Source organism: Pseudomonas sp. B14(2022), from assembly GCF_012030485.1.
GTDB lineage: Bacteria > Pseudomonadota > Gammaproteobacteria > Pseudomonadales > Pseudomonadaceae > Aquipseudomonas.
Genome location: NZ_JAAUVM010000005.1, coordinates 125,936 through 146,305, shown reverse-complemented (window position 1 = coordinate 146,305; position 20,370 = coordinate 125,936). Strand labels below are relative to the sequence as shown.

18 protein-coding genes are annotated in these 20,370 nt (G+C 62.2%); 4 read left to right on the top strand and 14 right to left on the bottom strand.

Annotated elements, in window-relative coordinates; translation table 11 throughout:
- Positions 1 to 17: 17 nt before the first annotated feature.
- The 10 genes from HCF10_RS10275 to HCF10_RS10230 all read right to left on the bottom strand — a co-directional run bounded on the left by HCF10_RS10275 (position 18) and on the right by HCF10_RS10230 (position 11,712).
- Positions 18 to 1,571, bottom strand: coding sequence for a sugar ABC transporter ATP-binding protein (locus HCF10_RS10275; protein ID WP_131700624.1), 1,554 nt, complete (start codon positions 1,569 to 1,571; stop codon positions 18 to 20).
- Between the two features lie 65 nt (positions 1,572 to 1,636).
- Positions 1,637 to 2,572: a sugar ABC transporter substrate-binding protein gene (locus HCF10_RS10270; RefSeq protein WP_131700623.1), complete on the bottom strand. Its 936-nt coding sequence runs from the start codon at positions 2,570 to 2,572 to the stop codon at positions 1,637 to 1,639.
- Positions 2,573 to 2,620: 48 nt separating this feature from the next.
- Positions 2,621 to 2,797 carry a hypothetical protein gene (locus HCF10_RS10265; RefSeq protein ID WP_167655448.1) on the bottom strand — a complete coding sequence of 59 codons (177 nt, stop codon included), beginning with the start codon at positions 2,795 to 2,797 and terminating at the stop codon, positions 2,621 to 2,623.
- Positions 2,798 to 2,924: 127 nt separating this feature from the next.
- Complete coding sequence (locus tag HCF10_RS10260) at positions 2,925 to 3,953, bottom strand: Gfo/Idh/MocA family protein (RefSeq protein WP_145337261.1); 1,029 nt, start codon at positions 3,951 to 3,953, stop codon at positions 2,925 to 2,927.
- A 150-nt stretch (positions 3,954 to 4,103) separates the two neighbouring features.
- Positions 4,104 to 5,114: a Gfo/Idh/MocA family protein gene (locus HCF10_RS10255; protein ID WP_053134835.1), complete on the bottom strand. Its 1,011-nt coding sequence runs from the start codon at positions 5,112 to 5,114 to the stop codon at positions 4,104 to 4,106.
- Positions 5,115 to 5,133: 19 nt separating this feature from the next.
- The gene (iolD, locus tag HCF10_RS10250; RefSeq protein ID WP_167655447.1) at positions 5,134 to 7,065 is read right to left on the bottom strand and encodes a 3D-(3,5/4)-trihydroxycyclohexane-1,2-dione acylhydrolase (decyclizing); all 1,932 of its coding nucleotides are present in this window, start codon (positions 7,063 to 7,065) and stop codon (positions 5,134 to 5,136) included.
- A 10-nt stretch (positions 7,066 to 7,075) separates the two neighbouring features.
- Complete coding sequence (locus HCF10_RS10245; RefSeq protein WP_167655446.1) at positions 7,076 to 7,891, bottom strand: TIM barrel protein; 816 nt, start codon at positions 7,889 to 7,891, stop codon at positions 7,076 to 7,078.
- A gap of 26 nt (positions 7,892 to 7,917) precedes the next feature.
- Positions 7,918 to 8,706 carry a 5-deoxy-glucuronate isomerase gene (gene iolB, locus HCF10_RS10240; protein ID WP_131700210.1) on the bottom strand — a complete coding sequence of 263 codons (789 nt, stop codon included), beginning with the start codon at positions 8,704 to 8,706 and terminating at the stop codon, positions 7,918 to 7,920.
- Positions 8,703 to 9,596 carry a myo-inosose-2 dehydratase gene (gene iolE, locus HCF10_RS10235; RefSeq protein WP_131700209.1) on the bottom strand — a complete coding sequence of 298 codons (894 nt, stop codon included), beginning with the start codon at positions 9,594 to 9,596 and terminating at the stop codon, positions 8,703 to 8,705. Before iolE ends, iolB begins: the two co-directional genes overlap by 4 nt.
- A 178-nt stretch (positions 9,597 to 9,774) precedes the next feature.
- Positions 9,775 to 11,712 (bottom strand): bifunctional 5-dehydro-2-deoxygluconokinase/5-dehydro-2-deoxyphosphogluconate aldolase, encoded by a 1,938-nt coding sequence (locus HCF10_RS10230; protein WP_167655445.1) that lies wholly within the window; start codon positions 11,710 to 11,712, stop codon positions 9,775 to 9,777.
- 284 nt (positions 11,713 to 11,996) lie between these two features.
- Between HCF10_RS10230 and HCF10_RS10225 the strand changes: the two genes are divergently transcribed.
- Entirely contained in the window at positions 11,997 to 12,905 is a 909-nt protein-coding gene (locus tag HCF10_RS10225; RefSeq protein WP_017136418.1) for a MurR/RpiR family transcriptional regulator, read from the top strand.
- Here HCF10_RS10225 and pdxR read toward each other — a convergent pair.
- The gene (gene pdxR / locus HCF10_RS10220) at positions 12,835 to 14,319 is read right to left on the bottom strand and encodes a MocR-like pyridoxine biosynthesis transcription factor PdxR (RefSeq protein ID WP_167655444.1); all 1,485 of its coding nucleotides are present in this window, start codon (positions 14,317 to 14,319) and stop codon (positions 12,835 to 12,837) included. The two genes, HCF10_RS10225 and pdxR, sit on opposite strands and share 71 nt — an antisense overlap.
- Positions 14,320 to 14,411: 92 nt before the next feature.
- Here pdxR and HCF10_RS10215 point away from each other — a divergent pair, with 92 nt between their 5' ends.
- Positions 14,412 to 15,635, top strand: a complete 1,224-nt coding sequence (locus HCF10_RS10215) for a multidrug effflux MFS transporter (protein WP_167655443.1) — start codon at positions 14,412 to 14,414, stop codon at positions 15,633 to 15,635.
- A 98-nt stretch (positions 15,636 to 15,733) separates the two neighbouring features.
- Here HCF10_RS10215 and HCF10_RS10210 read toward each other — a convergent pair whose 3' ends face one another.
- A complete protein-coding gene (locus tag HCF10_RS10210) occupies positions 15,734 to 16,639 on the bottom strand; it encodes a hypothetical protein (RefSeq protein ID WP_167655442.1) in 906 nt (301 codons plus the stop codon).
- A gap of 324 nt (positions 16,640 to 16,963) precedes the next feature.
- Between HCF10_RS10210 and HCF10_RS10205 the strand changes: the two genes are divergently transcribed.
- Complete coding sequence (locus HCF10_RS10205; protein WP_122539638.1) at positions 16,964 to 17,647, top strand: response regulator transcription factor; 684 nt, start codon at positions 16,964 to 16,966, stop codon at positions 17,645 to 17,647.
- Complete coding sequence (locus HCF10_RS10200; protein ID WP_131700203.1) at positions 17,625 to 19,019, top strand: sensor histidine kinase; 1,395 nt, start codon at positions 17,625 to 17,627, stop codon at positions 19,017 to 19,019. The genes HCF10_RS10205 and HCF10_RS10200 overlap by 23 nt, the downstream gene beginning before the upstream one ends.
- A 94-nt stretch (positions 19,020 to 19,113) precedes the next feature.
- On the opposite strand, the gene HCF10_RS10195 is transcribed toward HCF10_RS10200, so the two are convergent.
- On the bottom strand, positions 19,114 to 19,530 hold the full coding sequence (locus HCF10_RS10195) for an SRPBCC family protein (RefSeq protein ID WP_167655441.1): 417 nt from the start codon (positions 19,528 to 19,530) through the stop codon (positions 19,114 to 19,116).
- Between the two features lie 29 nt (positions 19,531 to 19,559).
- Positions 19,560 to 20,357, bottom strand: a complete 798-nt coding sequence (locus tag HCF10_RS10190) for an SDR family NAD(P)-dependent oxidoreductase (RefSeq protein WP_145337251.1) — start codon at positions 20,355 to 20,357, stop codon at positions 19,560 to 19,562.
- Between the last annotated feature and the right edge of the window lie 13 nt (positions 20,358 to 20,370).

Here is a 20,370-nt window from a genome sequence, read left to right as displayed (position 1 = left end):
GCCCGCGCGGCTGTTCGTCAGTGGACCGCGGTCATACCGGAGGCCAGCTGCATGACTTTTTCCTGGGTCGCATCCGCACGGTCCAAGGTGCCCATCAGTTCGCCTTCGTGCATCACCATCACCCGGTCGCTCATGCCCAGCACTTCAGGCAGCTCGGAGGAAATCATGATCACCGCCATGCCTTCGCCGGCGAGGAAGGAGATCAAGCGATAGATCTCGGCCTTGGCCCCCACGTCGATACCCCGGGTCGGCTCATCGAGGATCAGCAAGCGTGGGTTGGTCATCAGCCAGCGCGCCAGCAAGGCTTTCTGTTGGTTGCCGCCGGACAAGGTGTCGATGCACTGCTCCAGGGACGGCGTCTTCACCCGCAGTTTCTTGCACATGTCCTCGCACAGGGCGCGCAGGGCTTTCTGCTGGATAAAACCGTTGCCCGAATAGTGCGGCAGCACGGCCATTTCCATGTTTTCCAGCACCGACAGGCAGGGGAACAGGCCACTGAGCTTGCGGTCCTCGGTCAACAGCGCAAAGCCTTTTTCGATGGCCATGTGCGGGTCGCTGATGCGCACCGCCTCGCCATCCAGGGTGATCTGCCCACCGCTGCTGGGGGTGATGCCGAAAATGGTTTCCGCCACATTGGTGCGCCCCGAGCCCATCAAGCCGGCGATGCCGAGGATCTCACCGGCATGCAGGTCGAACGACACGCCCTGGAACACCCCGTCCAGGCGCAGGTCGCGCACCGACAGCAGCAGTTCGCCGATGGGCGTCTCGCGCACCGGGAACAACTGGCTCAGCTCACGCCCCACCATCATCGAGATCAGGCTGTCGCTGTTCATGCTGTCGGCGCGTTGCAGGCCGATGTACTGGCCGTCGCGGAACACCGCCACTTCATCGGCAATGGCGAACACTTCGTTCATTTTGTGCGTGATGTAGACGATGCCTTTGCCCTGGGCCTTGAGGTCGGCAATGATCGAAAACAGGTGGGCCACTTCCTTGTCGGTAATGGCCGAAGTCGGTTCATCCATGATCAGGATGTCGGAGTCGTAGGACACGGCCTTGGCAATCTCGACCATCTGCCGTTCGGCGATGCTCAGGTTGCCCACGTGTTCCTCGGGGTCCAGGTTGATGCGCAGGCGCGCCAGCAACTCGGCGGTGCAGCGGTGCATTTCGCGGTGGTTGACCATGTGCAGGCTGTTGAGCTGCTCACGGCCGATCCAGATATTCTCGGCGATGCTCATGTGCGGCATCAGGTTGAGTTCCTGGTGGATCATCGCGATCCCGGCCTTCTGCGCCGCGAGCGGCGTGTCAAACACGATGGGCTTGCCGCGCAGGCGGATTTCACCGGCGTCGGGCTGGTAGATGCCGGCGATGATTTTCATCAAGGTCGACTTGCCCGCACCGTTCTCGCCCATCAGTGCCAGCACCGTGCCGGGGCGCACACGCAGTTGTACATCGGCCAGGGCCACGACGCCGGGAAAGCCTTTGCTGATGTTGACGATTTCCAACAGGTAAGGTTCGTCCAGCGGCAACGGCTGGATACCGGGAGTCTGCGAGACAGCGGCTTGAGCGAGCATAAGACGGTACTCCATCAGCAGGGCGTGCACGACCGCCCTGCCGGTTCATTGTTGTTATGTCAGGGCTACTTGAACTTGGCGACGTTTTCCGGGGTGATCAGCTGGAACGGGATGATCACGTTCTGCTCGACCGGCTCGTTCCTGGCCATCTTGCGCGCCGCTTCCACCGAGCCCACTGCCTGGCCCTTGGCATCCTGGAACGCGGAGGCGGCCATGTCACCCTTGGTGATCGCATTCAAGCCATCCGGCGTACCGTCGACCCCCGCGATCAGCACACTACCCTTTTCCTTGCCGGCCGATTTCAGTGCCATGGACGCGCCGATCGCCATCTCATCGTTGTTGGCCAACACCGCATTGAACTCGCGGCCTTGGGTCAGCCAATCGTTGACCAGGGTCATGCCCTTGTCCCGCAGCCAGATACCGGTCTGTTCCTGTTCGATCTTGATGTCCGGGTACTTGGCCAACACTTCCTTCACGCCCTTGGTGCGGTTGGTGGTGGAGTTGTTCGCCAGGTCGCCCAGCAGGATCACGATCTTGCCCTTGCCGCCGAGTTTCTCAGCGATGTACTGCATTTGCAGTTTGCCGGCCTCGACGTCATCGGAGGTCACGGCCACGACGTCCTTGGGCAAGTCCTTCTGGTCGGGACGGCGGTTGACGAACACCAGCGGGATGCCCGCCTTGGTCGCGGCATTGATGATGTTCTTGGTGGAAGCAGTGTCGACCGGGTTGACGATGATGGCGTCGACGTTCTGGCTGATAAAGTTCTCGACCTGGCTCAGTTGCTTGACCACATCGGCGCGGGCGTCTTCGAACTGCAGCTGCACGCCGTCGCCCTTGGGATAGGACTTGGCCTGCTTGTCCATGTCTTCGCGCAGGTAAGTGAGGAAGGTGTCATCGAACGCGGACATGCTCACGCCGACCTTGATGTCGGCAGCGCTGGCAAAACCGCTGGCCAGCATCATGGATAAAGCCAGCGCGGTAAAACGGATCGGGGTCTTCATGAACGGTCTGTCTCCACTTTCTTGTTGGTTTTTTGGACGTTGCGTTTATCAGAGCTCGGCGGGCAGTCGTACGACCGGTGCGCCTGGAATGCAGCAGACCAGCGCGCCTTGGTTTTCGACGCACAGCATATTAAGGAAGGAGAAGTAGAACGGCCGGGCGCGCGGCAGGCCGCGGGGCGTGTGGGCAGGGCGTAAAACTCGCAGTACAGCGTTGAAGATTTTCATCTGACGGTACCTGGTTGTTTTTGATCTTGTTTTTGTTGAGTCGCCCGAATCGAGTCCGAACGTACTTTATGCAACCTGGAAAAGACTTTATTGGAAAATAATTTCCATATCAACCTGTTTTAGAATTTTATTCTATTTTTGTTGAAACCACCTGCTGGCGCTCGGCGCTGAGGCGTGCAGCGTCCAATATACGGGTGGTTTCCAGCGCGTCATACGCATCCACGGGCAACGGGCCCTGCCCTTGCACCGCCGCTTGCAACTGGCGATAGAACTGGGTCCAGCAGCCCTTCTCCGACGGCACTCGCTCACGCTCCGGCCCCTGTTCGAACCAGCCCCAGCGGCGATGTTCTTCTGCACCCCAGTGTTCACCTTCGGTTTTCGGCGACTTGCCGGCCATCAGCGCTTCTTCCTGGCCATCCAGCCCGTCCACGGTGTAGCAACCCAAGGTGCCACTGACGCGAAAACGCGGAGCCTGGCTGTTCTGCAGGGCGTTGCCCCACAAATGGGAAACCACCCCGTTGGCATGGGTCAGGGAGACGAAGAAACCATGGTCGAGGTTCGGGTATTCAGGGGTGAACTGTAACTGCGCAAAGACCCGGTCCACCGGGCCGAACAGCTGCAGCGCCTGGTCCACCAGGTGGCTGCCCAGGTCCCGCAACCAGCCGCCGCCGCTGGCATTGCCCACGGCTTGCGGGCTGTAGCGCTCGACGCGGGATTCAAAGCGGGTGATCTCACCCAAGGCACCAGCGTCGATCAATTTGCGCAGGGTCAGGTAGTCCGAGTCCCAGCGCCGGTTCTGGTAGACGCTGAGTAACACCTCATGACGCTCGGCGGCAGTGATCAGCGCCTGGGCCTGTTCGGCGTTGGCGGCAAAGGGTTTGTCGCTCACCACCGCCACACCGTGTTCGATGGCTTCCAGCACCAGCGCCGGGCGGCCCTTGAGGGTGGTGGAAATGACCAGGGCATCGACACCGGCTTCGACGATCTGGCCGATGCTGTCAAAGGCCTGGACGCCGGGGTGGTCGGTTGCCAGTTGCTGGCGACGTTCGGGTGATCGGGTGACGACACCGACAAATGTTGCGCCGGGCAGGGTTGCAATCAGCGGCGCATGAAAGAAGCGCCCTCCGTGGCCATAGCCGACAAGTCCGATTCGCATGATCAACTCCTGAATTGAATTGGAAACCAATCAACTGTGGGAGGGGGCTTGCCCCCGATAGCGGTGGGTCAGATAACAACTGGTTGACTGACACACTGCCATCGGGGGCAAGCCCCCTCCCACATTTTTTAACAGAGTTCCTTCAGTGATTTAGCCGTAGAAGTGCGGACGATCCGGCAAGCTCACCTTCACAATCTGCTCACTGCCCTGCGCTTCAATACACGCATCCGCCGCCACCGCCGCCGCAAACCCATCCCACGCCGACGGCCCACCGACCTGCCCGGCGCGCACGCTATCAATGAAAGCCTGCAACTCCACGTCATAGGCGCCGATAAACCGATCCTTCCAATCCATCAGGATCGCATTCGACAGCTTGGCCCCACTGCGCAGCTGCACCTGGGACGGCTCCGGCAATTTGGCGATGCCGGTCTCCCCCACCACTTCGCACTGGATGTCGTAGCCGTACTGGCAGTTCACAAACACTTCCACATCAATACGGGTGCCCTTGGCGGTTTCCAGCAGCACGATCTGCGGGTCACGCAGATGGGCCAGGGCCTTGCTGGTCTTGCGCGGGAACACCACCTGCACCGACACGTAGTCGTCGTTGAGCAGCCAGCGCAGGACATCCAGCTCGTGGATCAGGGTGTCGGTGATCGCCATGTCGGTCTTGTAGTTCTCGCCCACCGTCGGGTTGCGGTGCGCGCAGTGCAGCATCAACGGCTCACCGATCTGGCCGCTGTCGATCACCGCCTTGAGGGCGCGATAACCTTCGTCATACGGGCGCATAAAGCCGACTTGCACCAGGCGCTTGCCGTAGGCCACTTCGGCGTCGACGATCTTGCGGCAGCCTTCGGCCGTCACCGCCAGGGGCTTCTCACAGAACACCGGTTTGCCGGCGGCGATGGCGGCGAGCACGAACTCCTCGTGGCTCGGGCCCCAGGACGTGACCAGAATCGCCTCGACCTGCGGCGAGTTGATCAGCGCATGGCCGTCCGGGTACACCTCGGCGTCCAGCTTCAACTCCGCGACCACCTTGGCGGCCTGCTCAAGGTTGATGTCGGTTACGGCCACCACCTGGCTGTTGAGCAGGGTCTGGCTGCAACGACGAATATGATCGCGGCCGATGGCGCCGGTACCGATTACACCAAGCTTCAAAGACATACAAACGCTCCTCTTGTTATTAGTACTGCCGGGCCTTGGCCAGGTGTTCATTGAGTTTTTTCGCGGCGGCGTTGGTGCGTTCGCTGGTGGACACCTGCGCCACCCCCACCCGCCACCACGACAGGTAGCCGTGGACCATGGTCTTGGGCAGGACCTTGATATCGATCAGGGTCGAGACGCTTTGCGTGCGCGCATCGGCCAGGGCCGCTTCCAGTTGTTCCACACTGCTGACCTTGTAAGTCTTGCAGCCGTAAGCCGCGGCGCTCATGGCGAAATCCACCGGCACCAGGCCACCGTCGAGCTTGCCGCTCTCGGGGTTGCGGTAACGGAATTCGGTGCCGAAGCTGTCCATGCCATTGCCGATCTGCAAATTGTTGATGCAGCCGAAGGCCATGTTGTCGAGCAGTACCACGTTGATCTTGCGCCGCTCCTGGATCGAGGTGGCCAGCTCCGAGTGCAGCATCATGTAGGAACCATCGCCGACCAGGGCATAGACCTCCTTGGTCGGCTCGGCGAGCTTCACGCCAAGGGCGGCGTTGATCTCATAGCCCATGCACGAATAGCCGTACTCGACGTGGTAGGTGTTGACGCCCTTGCTGCGCCAGGCACGCTGCAAGTCGCCGGGCAGGCTGCCGGCCGCAGCGACGATAATCGCGTCGTCGGCCAGGCGCTCGTTGAGCACGCCGAGCACCCGGCTCTGGGTCAGGCACGAGCCGGTCAGTTCGATAAATTCACGCAGCACGGCGCGGTCGAGGTGGTCGTCGACTTCCGGCACAAAATCATCGCCGTGGTATTCGACCTGATGCACACGGTCCACTTCGGCGTCCAGTTGCGCCTTGGCGTCGGCGATCTGCTCGCCCCAGCCGGAACGGTAATCACCGAGGGCATCGGCCAACGCTTCGAGGGCGACCCTGGCGTCGGCCAGTACCTGCACGCCGTCGAGTTTCAAGGCATCGCAGGGGCTGATATTGAGGTTGAGAAACTTCACCTCGGCATGCTTGAACAGCGATTTCGACGAGGTGGTGAAGTCGGTATAGCGGGTACCGATGCCAATGATCAGGTCGGCCTCGGGCGCCAGCAGGTTGGCGGCCAGGCAGCCGGTTTCGCCGATGCCGCCCACGTTCAGTGGATGGCTGGAGACCACGGCGCTCTTGCCTGCCTGGGTTTCGGCGAAGGGAATATCAAAACGCTCGGCAAAGGCTTGCAGCGCGGCATTCGCACCGGAGTACTTCACGCCACCACCGCAGATGATCAGCGGTTTGCGCTTGCCTCGGAAAGCCGCCAACGCATCGCCGATCATCGCGGCGGTGGCCGGGCGGCGGTCGATACGGTGCACACGTTTTTGCAGGAAATAGTCCGGGTAATCCCAAGCCTCGCCCTGCACATCCTGTGGCAGCGCCAGAGTCACCGCGCCGGTTTCGGCAGGGTCGGTGAGCACGCGCATGGCGTGAATCGCCGCCGTCATCAGTTGCTCAGGGCGGTTGATACGGTCCCAGTATTTGCTCACGGAACGGAAGGCATCGTTGGTGCTGATGCTCAGGTCGTGGAACTGCTCGATCTGTTGCAGCACAGGGTCGGGCTGGCGGCTGGCGTAGACATCGCCGGGCAGCAACAGCAACGGGATACGGTTGGCGGTGGCGGTCGCCGCCGCGGTGAGCATATTCGCAGCACCTGGGCCGACGGAGGCGGTGCAGGCGTAGATCTTGCGGCGCAGGTGCTGCTTGGCAAAACCGATGGCGGCATGGGCCATGCCCTGCTCGTTACGGCCCTGATGCACCACGAGGTCGCCGCTGTCCTGTTCCAGGGCCTGGCCCAGACCCAGCACATTGCCGTGGCCGAAAATGGTGAACACGCCGGCGACGAACTTGCTCTGCACGCCATCGACTTCGATGTACTGGTTATCCAAAAACTTCACCAGGGCCTGGGCCATGGTCAATCGGGTAGTGGTCATGTCGCGCCCCTTATCGTTTCTGCAGGTGGGCGATGCTTGCCCCCAAGGCCTGCTGGATATCCGCCAGCTCGTGCACGCTTGTCGCAAACGGTTCGAACGACAGGTAGCCGCTGTAACCGCTGCTGAGCAAGGTGTCGATCTGAGCGGCATTGCCGAGGATATCGCCCTCGCCCACCAGCACACGGTGGCCGTCGCGGATCGAATTGAGCGGCGCCTGGACATCTTCCACGCCGGAGATATGCACCAGCCCGGTCAGTTCCGGGAAGAACTCATGCTCGCTGGCCAGGTGGTGATGGAAGGTGTCGTGCACCAGGCGGAATACATCCAGGCCGCCGATGGACTGGATCGCGTTCACCGCCACGCGCTTGCGGCGCATGGCGCACTCTTCGAAGCCCAGGGGCTCGATAAACCCGAGAATCCCGTACTCGCGCAGGATCGGCGCCAGCTCGCTCAACGCGGTGCGCAAACCGGCGGCGCGCTGGGCTTCGTTGCGGGTGTCGCCGGGTTCATTGAACGGGCACATCACCAAGCCTTGCGCACCGCATTCGCGGGCATAGGTGGCGAGCGCTATCGCCTGGGCGCGGCGCTCGTCGTTCCACACATCGAAGGGGTACAGCGCGTTGATCGACAGCACCGTGATGCCCTGGGCGGCGCACAATTCACGCACGCGGCTGGCCGGGGTGCCGTATTCGATCTGACGATCCTTGAGGTCGTTGCGAATCTCGATGGCATCGCATTTCAAGGCCACGGCCAGTTGGATGAAATCCGGCAGGGACAGGTTGGGCGCGACCATACGGTTAAGGGCAAAGCGTAGAGGCGACTTCATTGTTGTTGTTCTCCGTCCAACACCGTTTACAGGTCCAGCAGCCAGCTGTGCTGCGGGTCGTTGTGGAAATGCCAGGCACGCTTTGGGCCGGCCATCACGTTCAGGTAGTAAGACTCGTAGCCATACGGCACGCTGACCGGGTGATACCCCTTTGGCACCACCACCAGGTCGCTGTTTTCCACGGCCATGGCCTGGTCGATGCTGCGGTCGTCGGTGTACACGCGCTGGAACACAAAGCCCTGGGGCGGGTTGATCTGGTGGTAGTAGGTCTCTTCAAGAAAGCTCTGGTGCGGCAGGTCGTCGGTGTCGTGCTTGTGCGGCGGGTAGCTCGACGAATGCCCGGATGGTGTGCGCACTTCCACCACCAGCAGCGAATGGGCCGGGTCGGTGTCCGGCAGGATGTCGCACACGTAGCGGGTGTTGGCGCCTTTGCCGCGTACGCTGCGCTTGCAGTGCTCGGGGCGAATCAGGCGTGGTTCGAAACCCGGCGCACCGGGCGCCGCGCACACGGCAATCTGTACGTCGCTCAACGCGGTGACCTGGGCATCGGTACCCGGCGGCAGATAGGCGGCGAACGGCGACTTGTCCTCGAACACCGACTGGCGATCACCGAGGTTCTGCCAGTTGAAGCCCTCGCCTTCGATAGTCACCCGGCCGCTGAGCAGCACCAGGCACAGCTCTTTATCGCCGGCAGTCACCGGCAATGTTTCGCCAAGGCTCAGGCGGTAGGCGGCAAAGCCTACGTATTCCAGGCGGCCCTCTTCCAGGGCGACCATGGTTTGCCCGCGTTTACTGCTCTTTACCAGCAAGCTCATGGTTTGGTCCTCTCGTTGAGAAGCGCACGCAACGTGTCATAACCCTTTTTTGCATAGACATAGCTGGGCGCCACGGCCGGATCCTGCTCGGCTTCCACCACCAGCCAGCCCGCGTATTTCGCGGCCAGCAGCACATCGAGTAACTCGGCAAAATCGATATCGCCGTCACCAGGCACGGTGAAAGTGCCGTTAACGATGCAATCGGGGAAGCTCCACATCTGGTTGCGCGCCAGTTGCACCACGGCTTTGCGCACGTCCTTGAAATGCACATGGCAGACGCGGTCGATATGCGTGCGCAGCACCTCGATGGGTTCGCCGCCGCCCATGTAGCAGTGGCCCGAATCGAACAGCAGGCCGACTTCCGGCCCGGTACGGCGCATCAACTCGTCGATGTCCTGCGGGGATTCGACGTACGCGCCCATATGGTGGTGGTACGCCAGGCGCACGCCCTGGGACAGGGTGAAACGCGCCAGCTCGGTGAGTTTGTCGGCGTAGTCCTGCCAGGCCTGCTCACTGTGGAAACGCGGGCGTTCGATCAGGCGAATGCGCGAGCCCTGGATTGAATCGGCCACCTCGCCGTACACCAACACCGTGGCGCCGTTTTGTTTCAACAGTTCGACGTGGCCGGCGATGGCCTCGATTTCTTCAGCCACCGAGCGACGGGCCAGGCGACTGGAGTACCAGCCGGAAACCAGCGCCAGGTCATAGGGACGCAGGACGTCGCCGACGCCCTTGGCGTCCTTGGGGAATTTGCCATTGAGCTCAAAACCTTCGTAGCCGATTTCCTTGCCTTCGCTCAGGGCGGTGCTCAGCGGAGTTTCACCGCCGAGGGCCGGAAGGTCGTCGTTGCTCCAGGAGATCGGGTTGATGCCAATTCGGATTGCGGGCATGGCTGCACCTTTATTATTTTCAGGTATCACTGAGATCTGCTTTATGTGGGAGGGGGCTTGCCCCCGATAGCGGTAGTTCAGTTACAGAAGTGTTGTCTGACACTCAGCCATCGGGGGCAAGTCGAATCGTCGCACCGCCCCTCCCACATTGGATTGCATTTCAAATTAAGAACTGGGTTTAGCCTCGGGCACTGCGCCAGGCGTTGATCAACTGCTCAAAGGTCGCCTGGACCTGCTGGATCAACGTCTCATCATCGATCTCCCCCGCCATCCACAAACGGCTCGGTTCCTGGAAGATCGTACGGCCCACGGCAAACCCACGGCAGGTGCTGCTCTGGCTGGCCTGCTGGAAGCCGGCGGCCAGGCATTCGGCCGACGCGTTCAGGCCCAGCAACACCACGCCACGGCAGTACGGGTCGCGTTCCTGGATCAGTTCGTCGAGCTTTGTCCAGTCCTCGGCCGACTGCGCCTCGATTTTCCACCACGCCGGGTAGATACCCAGGTTGTACAGGCGCTTGAGGCTGCGATAGAGCACGTCCGGGTAAGTGGACGGATGGTCCTTGGGCGGGATGACTTCCAGCAGCAGCTCATGGCCGCTGGTCACCGAAGCCTCGTACACCGCCTTGAGCTGCGCTTCCTGTTCCAGGCGCAGCATGGGCTCATCGTCGGGGTGGTATTGCACCAGGCACTTGATGATCTGCTCCTGGGGCCAGGCAATCAGGTTGCTGCCGATCGAGCGACCATGTTCGAACGCCAGCGGCCGCGAGTTCTGCACTTCCACCGGGCGGGCGATCCACCAGCCACGACCGCTGGCGGCATTGAGCGCGTCCTGGCCGAAGCGCTGGTCGGCCAACAGGCCCACATCGGCCTCGACGCCCTGCTCGGCGAGCTTTTTCTCCACGCGTTGGATGGCCTGGATAAACAGCTGCTTGATCTCGCTGATGCGGGTCAGGTCCTGGCCGCCGCGTTGCGCCAGGTCCACCAGTTGCCAGCGGTGATCGAAGGCAAAGATGAACAGCTGTTTCCAGGCCTTGCGTGGCACGGTGACGCGGTGCAGGCGTTGCAGGGTCGCGTCCTGGTCGGGCCGGGTGATCGGCACCGGGCTGCTGAACAGGTAATCCAGCTCGGCCGGCGTCGGCATGGCCGGCGCACAGGCGTGGCGCGAGACGACGAGACCGCCACAGGCATTGGCCAACTGGCTGCAACGCTCATCGCTGGCGTCATTGATCCAGCCGCTGAGGAAACCCGACATAAAGGCATCGCCTGCGCCCAGCACGTTGAGCACTTCAACCCGCACGCCCGGGTAGATGGCGCCATCTTCCAGCCGCGTCGGAATCGCACCGTGGATCACCGTGCAGCCTTGCGGGCCGAGCTTGACCACCAGGGTCGCCGGGGTCAGTTCACGCACGGTGCGCAAGGCGGTGAGCAGATCTTCGCTGCCGCCGGCGATCAGGAATTCTTCTTCGGTGCCGACGATCAGGTCGAAACGCGGCAGGATTTTCTGCACATGCTGGCTGACATTCTGGTCGGCGACAAAACGGGTTTCGCCGTCAGCCTTACCCGCCAGGCCCCACAACACCGGGCGGTAGTCGATATCCAGCACGCGCTTGACGTTGTGCTTGGCCGCATAGTCCAGGGCCTGGATGCTGGCCTTGTACACGCCGTCGGTGGAGAAATGCGTGCCGGTGATCAGCAAGGCTTTGCTCGAGGCAATAAAGGCCTCGTTGACGTCCTCGGCGCGCAGGGCCATGTCGGCGCAGTTTTCGCGGTAGAACACCAGCGGGAAGGTTTCGCGGTCCTTGAGGCCCAGCAGCACCATGGCGGTGAGGCGTTCCGAATCGACCTTGATGCCACTGACATCGCAGCCTTCGCGGGCCAGGGATTCCATCAGGAAACGCCCCATATGGTCGTCCCCCACCCGGCTCAACATCGCCGACTTGAGCCCCAGCCTGGCAGTGCCGAAAGCGATATTGGCGGAGGAACCGCCGAGGTATTTGGCGAAGCTGGACACGTCCTCAAGCCGCGCACCTACTTGCTGTGCGTAGAGGTCGACGCCCAGGCGCCCGAGGCAAATCAGATCCAATTGACGCCCACTGGCAAAACGAGTCTGGCCCATGCTGGCTCCTGTTATTTTTATCAGCCTGCGTTGTGCCGCCGTGGCGACGGCAAACGCTCTTGGTGGGAGCAGACTAGAACGTCCGGCGGCGGCAATCAATATTTATTCCATAATTATTTTTAGTGGAATATTTTTTCCAATACGTCAGCATAGGGGCACGCCAGCCGCCGTGCATCGTTTCAGCAGGCCACGCGGGCCGTGATGCCGGGGTATTTTTTTGCGCCTACCCTGTAGACTTGCGCCACCCATCAGCGCATCAGAAGAACACGCCAGAAGGATTGCCCATGTCCCGCACCGATCCCGAGACCACCCTGGAAGACACTATCGCCAGCCCTCCGATCAATGCCGAACGCCTGTTGCAGCTGATCACCGACGAATACGAAAGCCTGCCGCGCCAGCTCAAGCGCATCGCCAGCTACATGAGCCAGCAGAGCGACCGGATCATGGTCGACCGCATCAGCGACATCGCCCGCGAATGCGAAGTGCACCCCTCGGCGATCGTGCGGTTTTCCCAGCGATTCGGGTTCAGTGGGTTCAGTGAGATGCAGGCGCTGTTTCGCGAGGCCTACACCCACAAGACCACGCCGGTGCAGAACTACCAGCAGCGCATTCGCAGCATGATCGCCAACAAGTCGCAGAAAGCCAGCGGCGGCGACCTGGCCCGCGAGTGCGTCAACGCGACCCTGTCGGGTATCGAGCGCCTGGGGCTGGAGCTGGATGATGTGGCGTTTGAAAAAGCCGTCGACCTGGTGGTCAACGCCGACAATATCTACGTGGTCGGCGTGCGCCGTTCGTTCGCGGTGGCCGACTACCTGGTCTACAACCTGCAGCACACCAATAAGCGCATCCACCTGATCTCAGGCCTGGGCGGCAGCTATCGCGAGCAGATGCGCAGCGTGCGTGCCAATGACCTGGTGATCGCCATCAGCTTCACGCCCTACGGCAAAGAGACCCAGCACTGCCTGCGGATCGCCCAGCACCATCAGGCCAAGACCCTGATCATCACCGACAGCAACCTGTCGCCCCTGGCCAAGCGGGCCAACGCGGTGCTGTTGGTGAATGAAGGCTCGTCGTTTGCCTTCCGCTCATTGAGCGCCACCTTGTGCCTGTGCCAGGCGCTGTTTATTGCGGTGGCGTATCGGTTGGAGTTGAAGGTGGACGAGATTCACGAGCAGGTCGGGTTTGATGACTGACCAGCAGTAATTGGGCTAGCGCACGCCCGTGAAAGCGGATCTGCGCCAGGGTCAACGCGGTGTAGCCGATGATGACCGCCGGCGGCAGGATCGCCTCGACGCAGAACTTGCCCAGTGGCTGCAACGTCAGCCCGGCTTGCGCGGCACGCGCACAGAATTCGCCTTCCTCGACACCGGTCGGTAACCACAACACAAAATGCAATCCGGCCTGCTGCCCGCTGATCGTACAGTGAGGTCCAAGGCACTCGAGCAACACATCGCGCCGCGCCTGATACGCCTGGCGCGAAGCCCGCAAGTGGCGCACGAAAGCGCCGCTGCCGAGAAACTCCAGCAACCCCAATTGATCACTGGCCCCCACCGAATGCCCGGTGAGTTGCAGGGTGCGCAACAACGCCGGGCGCAGCGCCTTGGGCACCACCATGAAGCCGACGCGCAAACCGGGGAACAGGTTCTTGTTGAAGCTGCCGCAGTAGATCACCCGGTCATTGGCATCCAGGGATTTGAGCGCCGCCAGCGGTGCGCTGTGGTAGTTGTATTCGCTGTCATAGTCGTCTTCCACCACCCAGGCCTCGGCGCGGGCAGCCCAGTCCAGCAGCGCCAGGCGTCGCGACACCGACAGGGTCATGCCCAACGGTGCCTGGTGGGCCGGGGTGACGTAGGCCAGGCGCGCCGTGTCGGGGAGTTGAGCGGTATCGAGCCCCTCGGCCGTGACCGCAATCGCCTGGACCTCTGCACCCGCCAGCCCGAACAAGCGTCGTGCCGGTGGATAGCCAGGGTCTTCGACGCAGGCCGTGTCACCGGGCTTGAGCAGCGTACGCGCGATCAGGTCAAGGGCGTGGCGAATGCCGGTGGTGACGATCACTTCATCCGCCTCACAGTGCATGCCGCGATAGCTGCGCAGGTAGTCGGCGATCTGTGCGCGCAGTTCCGGCAGCCCGGCGGGATGGCCTGCTTCGAGCGCACCCGGCCCCGCCGATAGCAGTCCCCGGGAAATACAGCGTGCCCAGGCCTTCATGTCAAACAGGCTGGCGTCAGGTCGCCGAGCGACAAAAGGCACATGGCTCTGCACCCCGGACTCGGGGCGATCAACCGCCACTTCGCGACGAGGCATCGCGCGGGGTGCAGGTGCCGCAATGAATTGCTCCGGGATCACCGCACACACCCGCGTACCGGAACCGGCCACGCGCTGTACATAGCCTTCGCTGTGCAGGCGGTCGAACGCCGCCTCCAGCGTGCCACGGGATACCCGCCAGCGTTCGGCGAGGCTGCGGGTGGACGGCAAACGGCTGCCCGCCGGCACCTGTCGGTTCAGGATCGCTGCGCGCAAGGCCTCGTAAGCACCCTGCTGCTTTCCCACCTCCAGGCTGTCGGGACGCGGCAGGTCCAGGGCGGATGGGGTTTTTCCTCGGCTCATAGTGGTCCAATTATTTTTGTCATAAGCGGCCCTGAGGATTAAACCACAATGCCGCTAGAGTGCGGGCTCTCCTCCTCGTGAAGACACCGCCCATGACTCAACGCGCCCTCTCCCCGTGGTTCTGGCTGATACTGCTGACCGTGCTGATCGGCCTGCCACGCATCACCCTGGACATGCACCTGCCCGCCCTGCCCGCCATGGCCGATTACTTCCAGACCAGCGACAGCCAGTTGCAGTTGACCCTCACGCTGTACACCTTCGGTTCGGCGATCTCCCTGCTGATCAGCGGCCCGCTGACCGACCGTTTCGGCCGCCGTCCCGTATTGCTGGCGGGACTGTTTCTGTACGTGCTGGCTACCGTGGCCTGCGCCCTGGCCGACAGCATCGGTGTGCTGATCATCGCCCGCCTGTTCCAGGCCCTGGGCGGGTGCTGCACCACGGTGATCGGTCGGGTGATCGTGCGCGACTATTTCGACCGGGATGAACAGGCGCGCCTGCTGGGCCTGATTTCCATGGCCATGGCCGTGTCACCGATGGTCGCTCCGGTGTTTGGCAGCCTGATGCTGCCCTTCATCGACTGGCGCGGCCTGTTTGTGCTGCTCGGCGTGATCGGCGCAGTGCTCTACCTGGTGGTGTATCGCCGCCTGCCCGAAACCCGCCCGGCCGATGTCGCCGCCGCGCCGCCGAGCAACCTGCTACGCCTCTACGGTCAGTTACTGCGCGACCGCTATTTCCTGCGCTATTCCCTGGCGATCGGCTGCGTGTACAGCACCTATTTCCCGTTTATCAGTGAGTCTTCGGCGCTGCTGCAGCGGGGCTTCCACCTGTCGGCCACGGCGTATGCGCTGGTGTTCGCGGCGACGATCAGCGGCTACATGCTCGGCGCGAACCTGTTCCGCAGGCTGGTGCGGCGCTTCGAGCCGGACCGGTTGATCAATGCAGCCATCGGCTTGAACGTGCTGGGCAGCGTGATGCTCGCGGTTGCCACCACCGCCATGCCGGGGGAATGGCTGGCGATCGTGCTGCCGATGCTGGTGATCATGGTGTCGGTGGGGATGGTGATTCCGGCGTGCCAACTGTCGGTGTTGCAGCCGTACGGCGCGATTGCAGGAACCGCGTCGGGGTTGTTCTTCTTTACCCAGATGTTCCTCACTGCCGTGAGCAGTTGGGCCACCGGGCTGCTGTCCGACGGTACCTCGCAGCCGCTGGTGATCATGACCGCCGTTGCCAGCGCACTGTTGGTAGCAACCTGGCTGACACTCTACAAACCCAAATGTGGGAGGGAACTTGTCCCCTCCCACATCGGGCCGAGCTGAGCCCGGGATCAGTGCATGAAAATTGCAATCAGGATGATGACCGGGATCGGCACGCCGAGGAACCACAGAAGTAATGAGCGCATGGTGTTCTCCTTGAATTAACGAACGTAGGTTTCGGTTTCGACGTACACCACGGCATCGCGGCGACGGCCACCAAAGGTCGCAGCGAAGCTGGCAAAGAAAGCGCCGATCAACAGTGCGACAAAGGTCCACAGCGAGGTATAGGCAGCAACTTTCGCGGCCGTATCAGCGGCTTGCTTGGCTTTGAGCTTGGCGTCTTCGACGGCTTTACGGGCATCGCCGTAGACTTTGTCGATACGCGCTTCGGCATCGGCCTGGCTGAGGTTGGTGCGCTGGCTGATCAACTGGGCCAGGTAGGCACGGTCTTCAGCGGCGAGTTGGCCGTCGTTGCTCAGGGTGCGGGTGAAGATGCGTGCAACCACGCCATGGGCAGCGTCATCACTGACGGCGACCGGGCGATCATCACGAAACAGGCTGTCGACGTAGTAGTCAAAGTCGCCGCCGTTGACGCCTTTGGCTGCACTGCCTGCGGCTTGTGTGACACCGCTGGCCGCGCCCGCTGCCACGCTGGCACCGGCTTTCACACCGCCGCTCACGACACTGCTGACCGAACCGACCACCAGCACTGCGGTGATCAGCGTGGCAACCGCCCAGGCCAGGAAACCATGGGCGGTGTCGCGAAAGTACACCTCATCGCCATGCATATTGGCCCACTTCACCCGCAACCGGCCGGCGATATAACCGCCCAGGCCCGAGGCAACGATCTGGGTAAACGCCAGCCAGATAATCGTGGAAATGCCAAGCCCCTTGGCGCTGATACCGCTGTCGGCCCACGGCGACACCGCCGAAAAACCCAGGCCGAAGCCCAGCAATACCAGAATCAGGGATAACGCAGCCGCCGCAGCGGCCCCGGCAAAGATAGCCCCCCAGGAAACCCCGGAGCGCGCGCTCGACTCTTGCAGCATGGATGACGATGTGATCATTGTTGTTGTGCTCCCGGCAGGAAAAATAGTGTTACAAGTCTCAAAAGGGACAGTGCAGGCAGCATGCCAGTCGCGCCAAAAATTAAACTCCTTATATTTCAACACGTTAAGTAAATTGAACTTGCCTGAACCATGCAACTTGCAAGAAATGGCTGCGGCAGGCGGGCGTAATGCATTCCCTGTGGGAGACGGATGGTCCCCGGCCGGTACCCGCCATGAAACTTGTGTCAGTTTTGCCAACATGAAGTTTTATTTAGGAAGCGTTCAGCCATTTCTTGGCAAAATGCCCCCACTTCTAGTGTGAATCGCTCACCAGGTAATCCTATGACCCGCATTTTGACCATCGAGGATGATGCCGTAACGGCCCGCGAGATCGTCGCCGAGCTGAGTAGCCATGGACTGGACGTAGATTGGGTGGACAACGGCCGCGAAGGCCTGGTCCGCGCCGTGAGTGGTGATTACGATCTGATCACCCTCGACCGCATGCTGCCGGAACTCGATGGCCTGGCCATCGTCACCACTCTGCGCACCATCGGGGTATCGACGCCGATCCTGATGATCAGCGCCCTCTCCGACGTCGACGAGCGCGTGCGCGGCCTGCGCGCCGGGGGTGATGACTACCTGACCAAGCCCTTCGCCTCGGACGAAATGGCCGCCCGCGTCGAGGTGCTGCTGCGCCGCAAAAGCACGGTCAAGGAATTCGAGACTGCCCTGCGCGTGGCCGACCTGGAATTGAACCTGATCAGCCGCGAAGCCAGCCGCGCCGAACAGCCGCTGAGCCTGCTGCCCACCGAATACAAACTGCTGGAATTCCTGATGCGCAACACCGGGCAGATCCTGTCGCGGATGATGATCTTCGAGGAAGTCTGGGGCTATCACTTCGACCCGGGCACCAACCTGATCGACGTGCACATCGGCCGCCTGCGCAAGAAAATCGATCCACCGGGCCTCCCGCCGCTGATCCGCACGGTACGAGGTTCCGGTTATGTCATTGCTGAACCCCTCTAAAGGCTGGCGTTCTTCCAGCAGCCGCCTGCTGGCGCTGTACAGTTCGTTGTTCGTGGCCTGGAGCTGCATCCTCATGGGGGTGCTGTATTACGAGGTGTCAGGTTACCTGGGCGACCTGTCGCGCCATTCCCTGATGCAACGCCAGCACCTGTTCCAACGCTTCGACGGCGAAGAACTGTTGGAAGCGTTGACCACCAGCATGACCTTCGACATGAAGGGCGTGGACGCCTACGGCCTGTTCGATGAGCAGTTCCGTCCCTTGAGCGGACCGATCCGCGCGATTCCGCCCGACCTGCCGCTGGACGGCAAGATCCACGCCCTGGCCAACTGCGTCGACTCCGACGACCCCAAACTGCCCAAGGACAGCTGCGACGCCGTCGCCAGCCACACCGACGACGGCCGCTGGCTGGTGCTGGTGCGCGCCAATGGCTCGCTGTTCGGTGTGACGCGGATCATCTGGCATGCCCTGCTGTGGGCGCTGTCCCTGACGATTATCCCCGGCGCCGCCGGCTGGCATCTGTTGCGCCGCCGCCCGCTGCGCCGGATCCGCGGGATCCAGGCCAGCGCTGAAGCCATCGTCGCCGGCGACCTCACCCACCGTTTGCCGCTGTCCAACCGGCGTGACGAACTGGACATGCTCGCCGCCATCGTCAACGCCATGCTCGACCGCATCGAAAAGCTGATGAACGAGGTCAAGGGCGTCTGCGACAACATCGCCCACGACCTGCGCACCCCGCTGACCCGCCTGCGTGCGCAGCTCTACCGCATCCGGCAGGAGGCCGAGCAGGACTCAGGCTACGCGGTGAAACTGGACGACGCCATCGCCGAGACCGACACCCTGATGGCGCGCTTTCGCGGGCTGCTGCGCATCTCCGAACTGGAAGACCACCAGCGCCGTTCCGGCTTCCTGGTCATGGACCCGCTGCCGCTGCTGCGCGAGTTGCATGATTTCTACCTGCCCCTGGCGGAGGAAGGCGAATTGCAGCTGCGCCTGGAAACCCCGGAGTCCCTGCCATGGATCACCGGCGACCGCGCCCTATTGTTCGAAGCCCTGGCCAACCTGCTGAGCAATTCCATCAAGTTCTCCCCACCGGGCGGCGAAGTGATCCTGCGCGGGCTCAACGATGCCGGCAGCACGCGCATTGAAGTGCACGACTCCGGGCCGGGCATACCGGCGGCCGAGCGCGATGCGGTGTTCCAGCGCTTTTATCGGGTGGATGAAAGCGACCAGCAAGGCGGGTTCGGGTTGGGTTTGTCGATTGTGGCGGCGATCATCAACTTGCATGGGTTCAAGTTGGAAGTCGGCACCAGCGAGCAAGGCGGTGCGCGCCTGATCCTGGAGTGCCGCCAGCAACTGATGCCCGAAGCCTGATCCATCAGCCAGTGAGGTCAAACGGTGGGAGGCGGCAAGTCGAATCGTCGCACCGCCCCTCCCACATTAGTCTTGCATTGCCTGGTAGATCGGATCAGGCCGGGAAGTTCGCGCGCAACGCTTCCAGGCCGCCGCTGTATATACCGGCAAACAGCTCTTCCACCGCCGCCTCCGTCGTACCCGCCGCCGGGGTAAACACACCAGACCACGTCACCTTCGCCGACGACTCGGTCAACGCCTCAACCCGCAACGTTGCCAGGTACGCGCTCACCGGAAACGGCGACTCTTCAATGGTGTAGCTGTAGGTACGCCCGACGTTATCGAAGGTCTGCAAACGCTCGACGATCACACCACCGTCGGCGGTCGTCAGATGGCGCACGCGGCCACCTTCACCGGGCTCGCTCTTGGCGATAAACGCAAGCCAATCCGGCAGGCTGTTGAAGCCGCCGACCAATTGCCAGACCTGATCGGCCGATACAGGGATTTCAATTACGCAAGAGGCAGTTGCCACGATAAATACTCCACACAATAAAAAAGAATTCAGATCGCCATGCTGTCGACGACACCGCCATCGACCCGCAACGCGGCACCGGTGGTGGCCGAAGACAAGGGTGAAGCAATGTACGCCACCAGGTTCGCCACTTCATCCACATTCGCCGCACGCTGGATGATCGACGTGGGCCGCGCATTGCGTACAAACACATCGGCCTCATCCCGCGCACTGCGTCCGGACTGGGCCGTGGCGTCCTTGAGCATCTGCTCCAGGCCGTCGGTAAACGTCGGGCCTGGCAGCACAGCGTTCACCGTCACCCCCGTACCCGCGAGGCGCTTGGCCAGGCCATGGGACACCGCCAGGTTGGCGCTTTTGGTCACGCCGTAATTGATCATGTCCGCCGGTGTCGCCACGCCGGACTCCGATGACAGGAAAATCACTCGGCCCCAACCCTGCCCGACCATGCCCGGCACGTAATGCCGCGCCAGGCGCACGCCGGAGATCACATTGACCTCATAGAAGCGCGTCCACTCGCTGTCCGGGGCGTCGAAGAAATCCACAGCGTTGAAGATGCCCAGGTTGTTGACCAGGATGTCGGCACGAGGTTCGGCAGCGAACAGCTTTTCGGCGCCTTCGGCGGTGCCAAGATCCGCCACCAGCCCGCGCAGGTCCGCGCCCGGCACCGCCTGGCGAATGCTCGCCAGCGCATCGTCGACCTTGCCGGCTTCACGCCCGATCACCACCACGGTGGCGCCGGACTGCGCAAGGGCCTGGCTGATACCCAGGCCGATGCCGGCGGTGCTGCCGGTGACGATGGCTACTTTTCCACTTACATCAATTTTCATCATGAACTCCTGG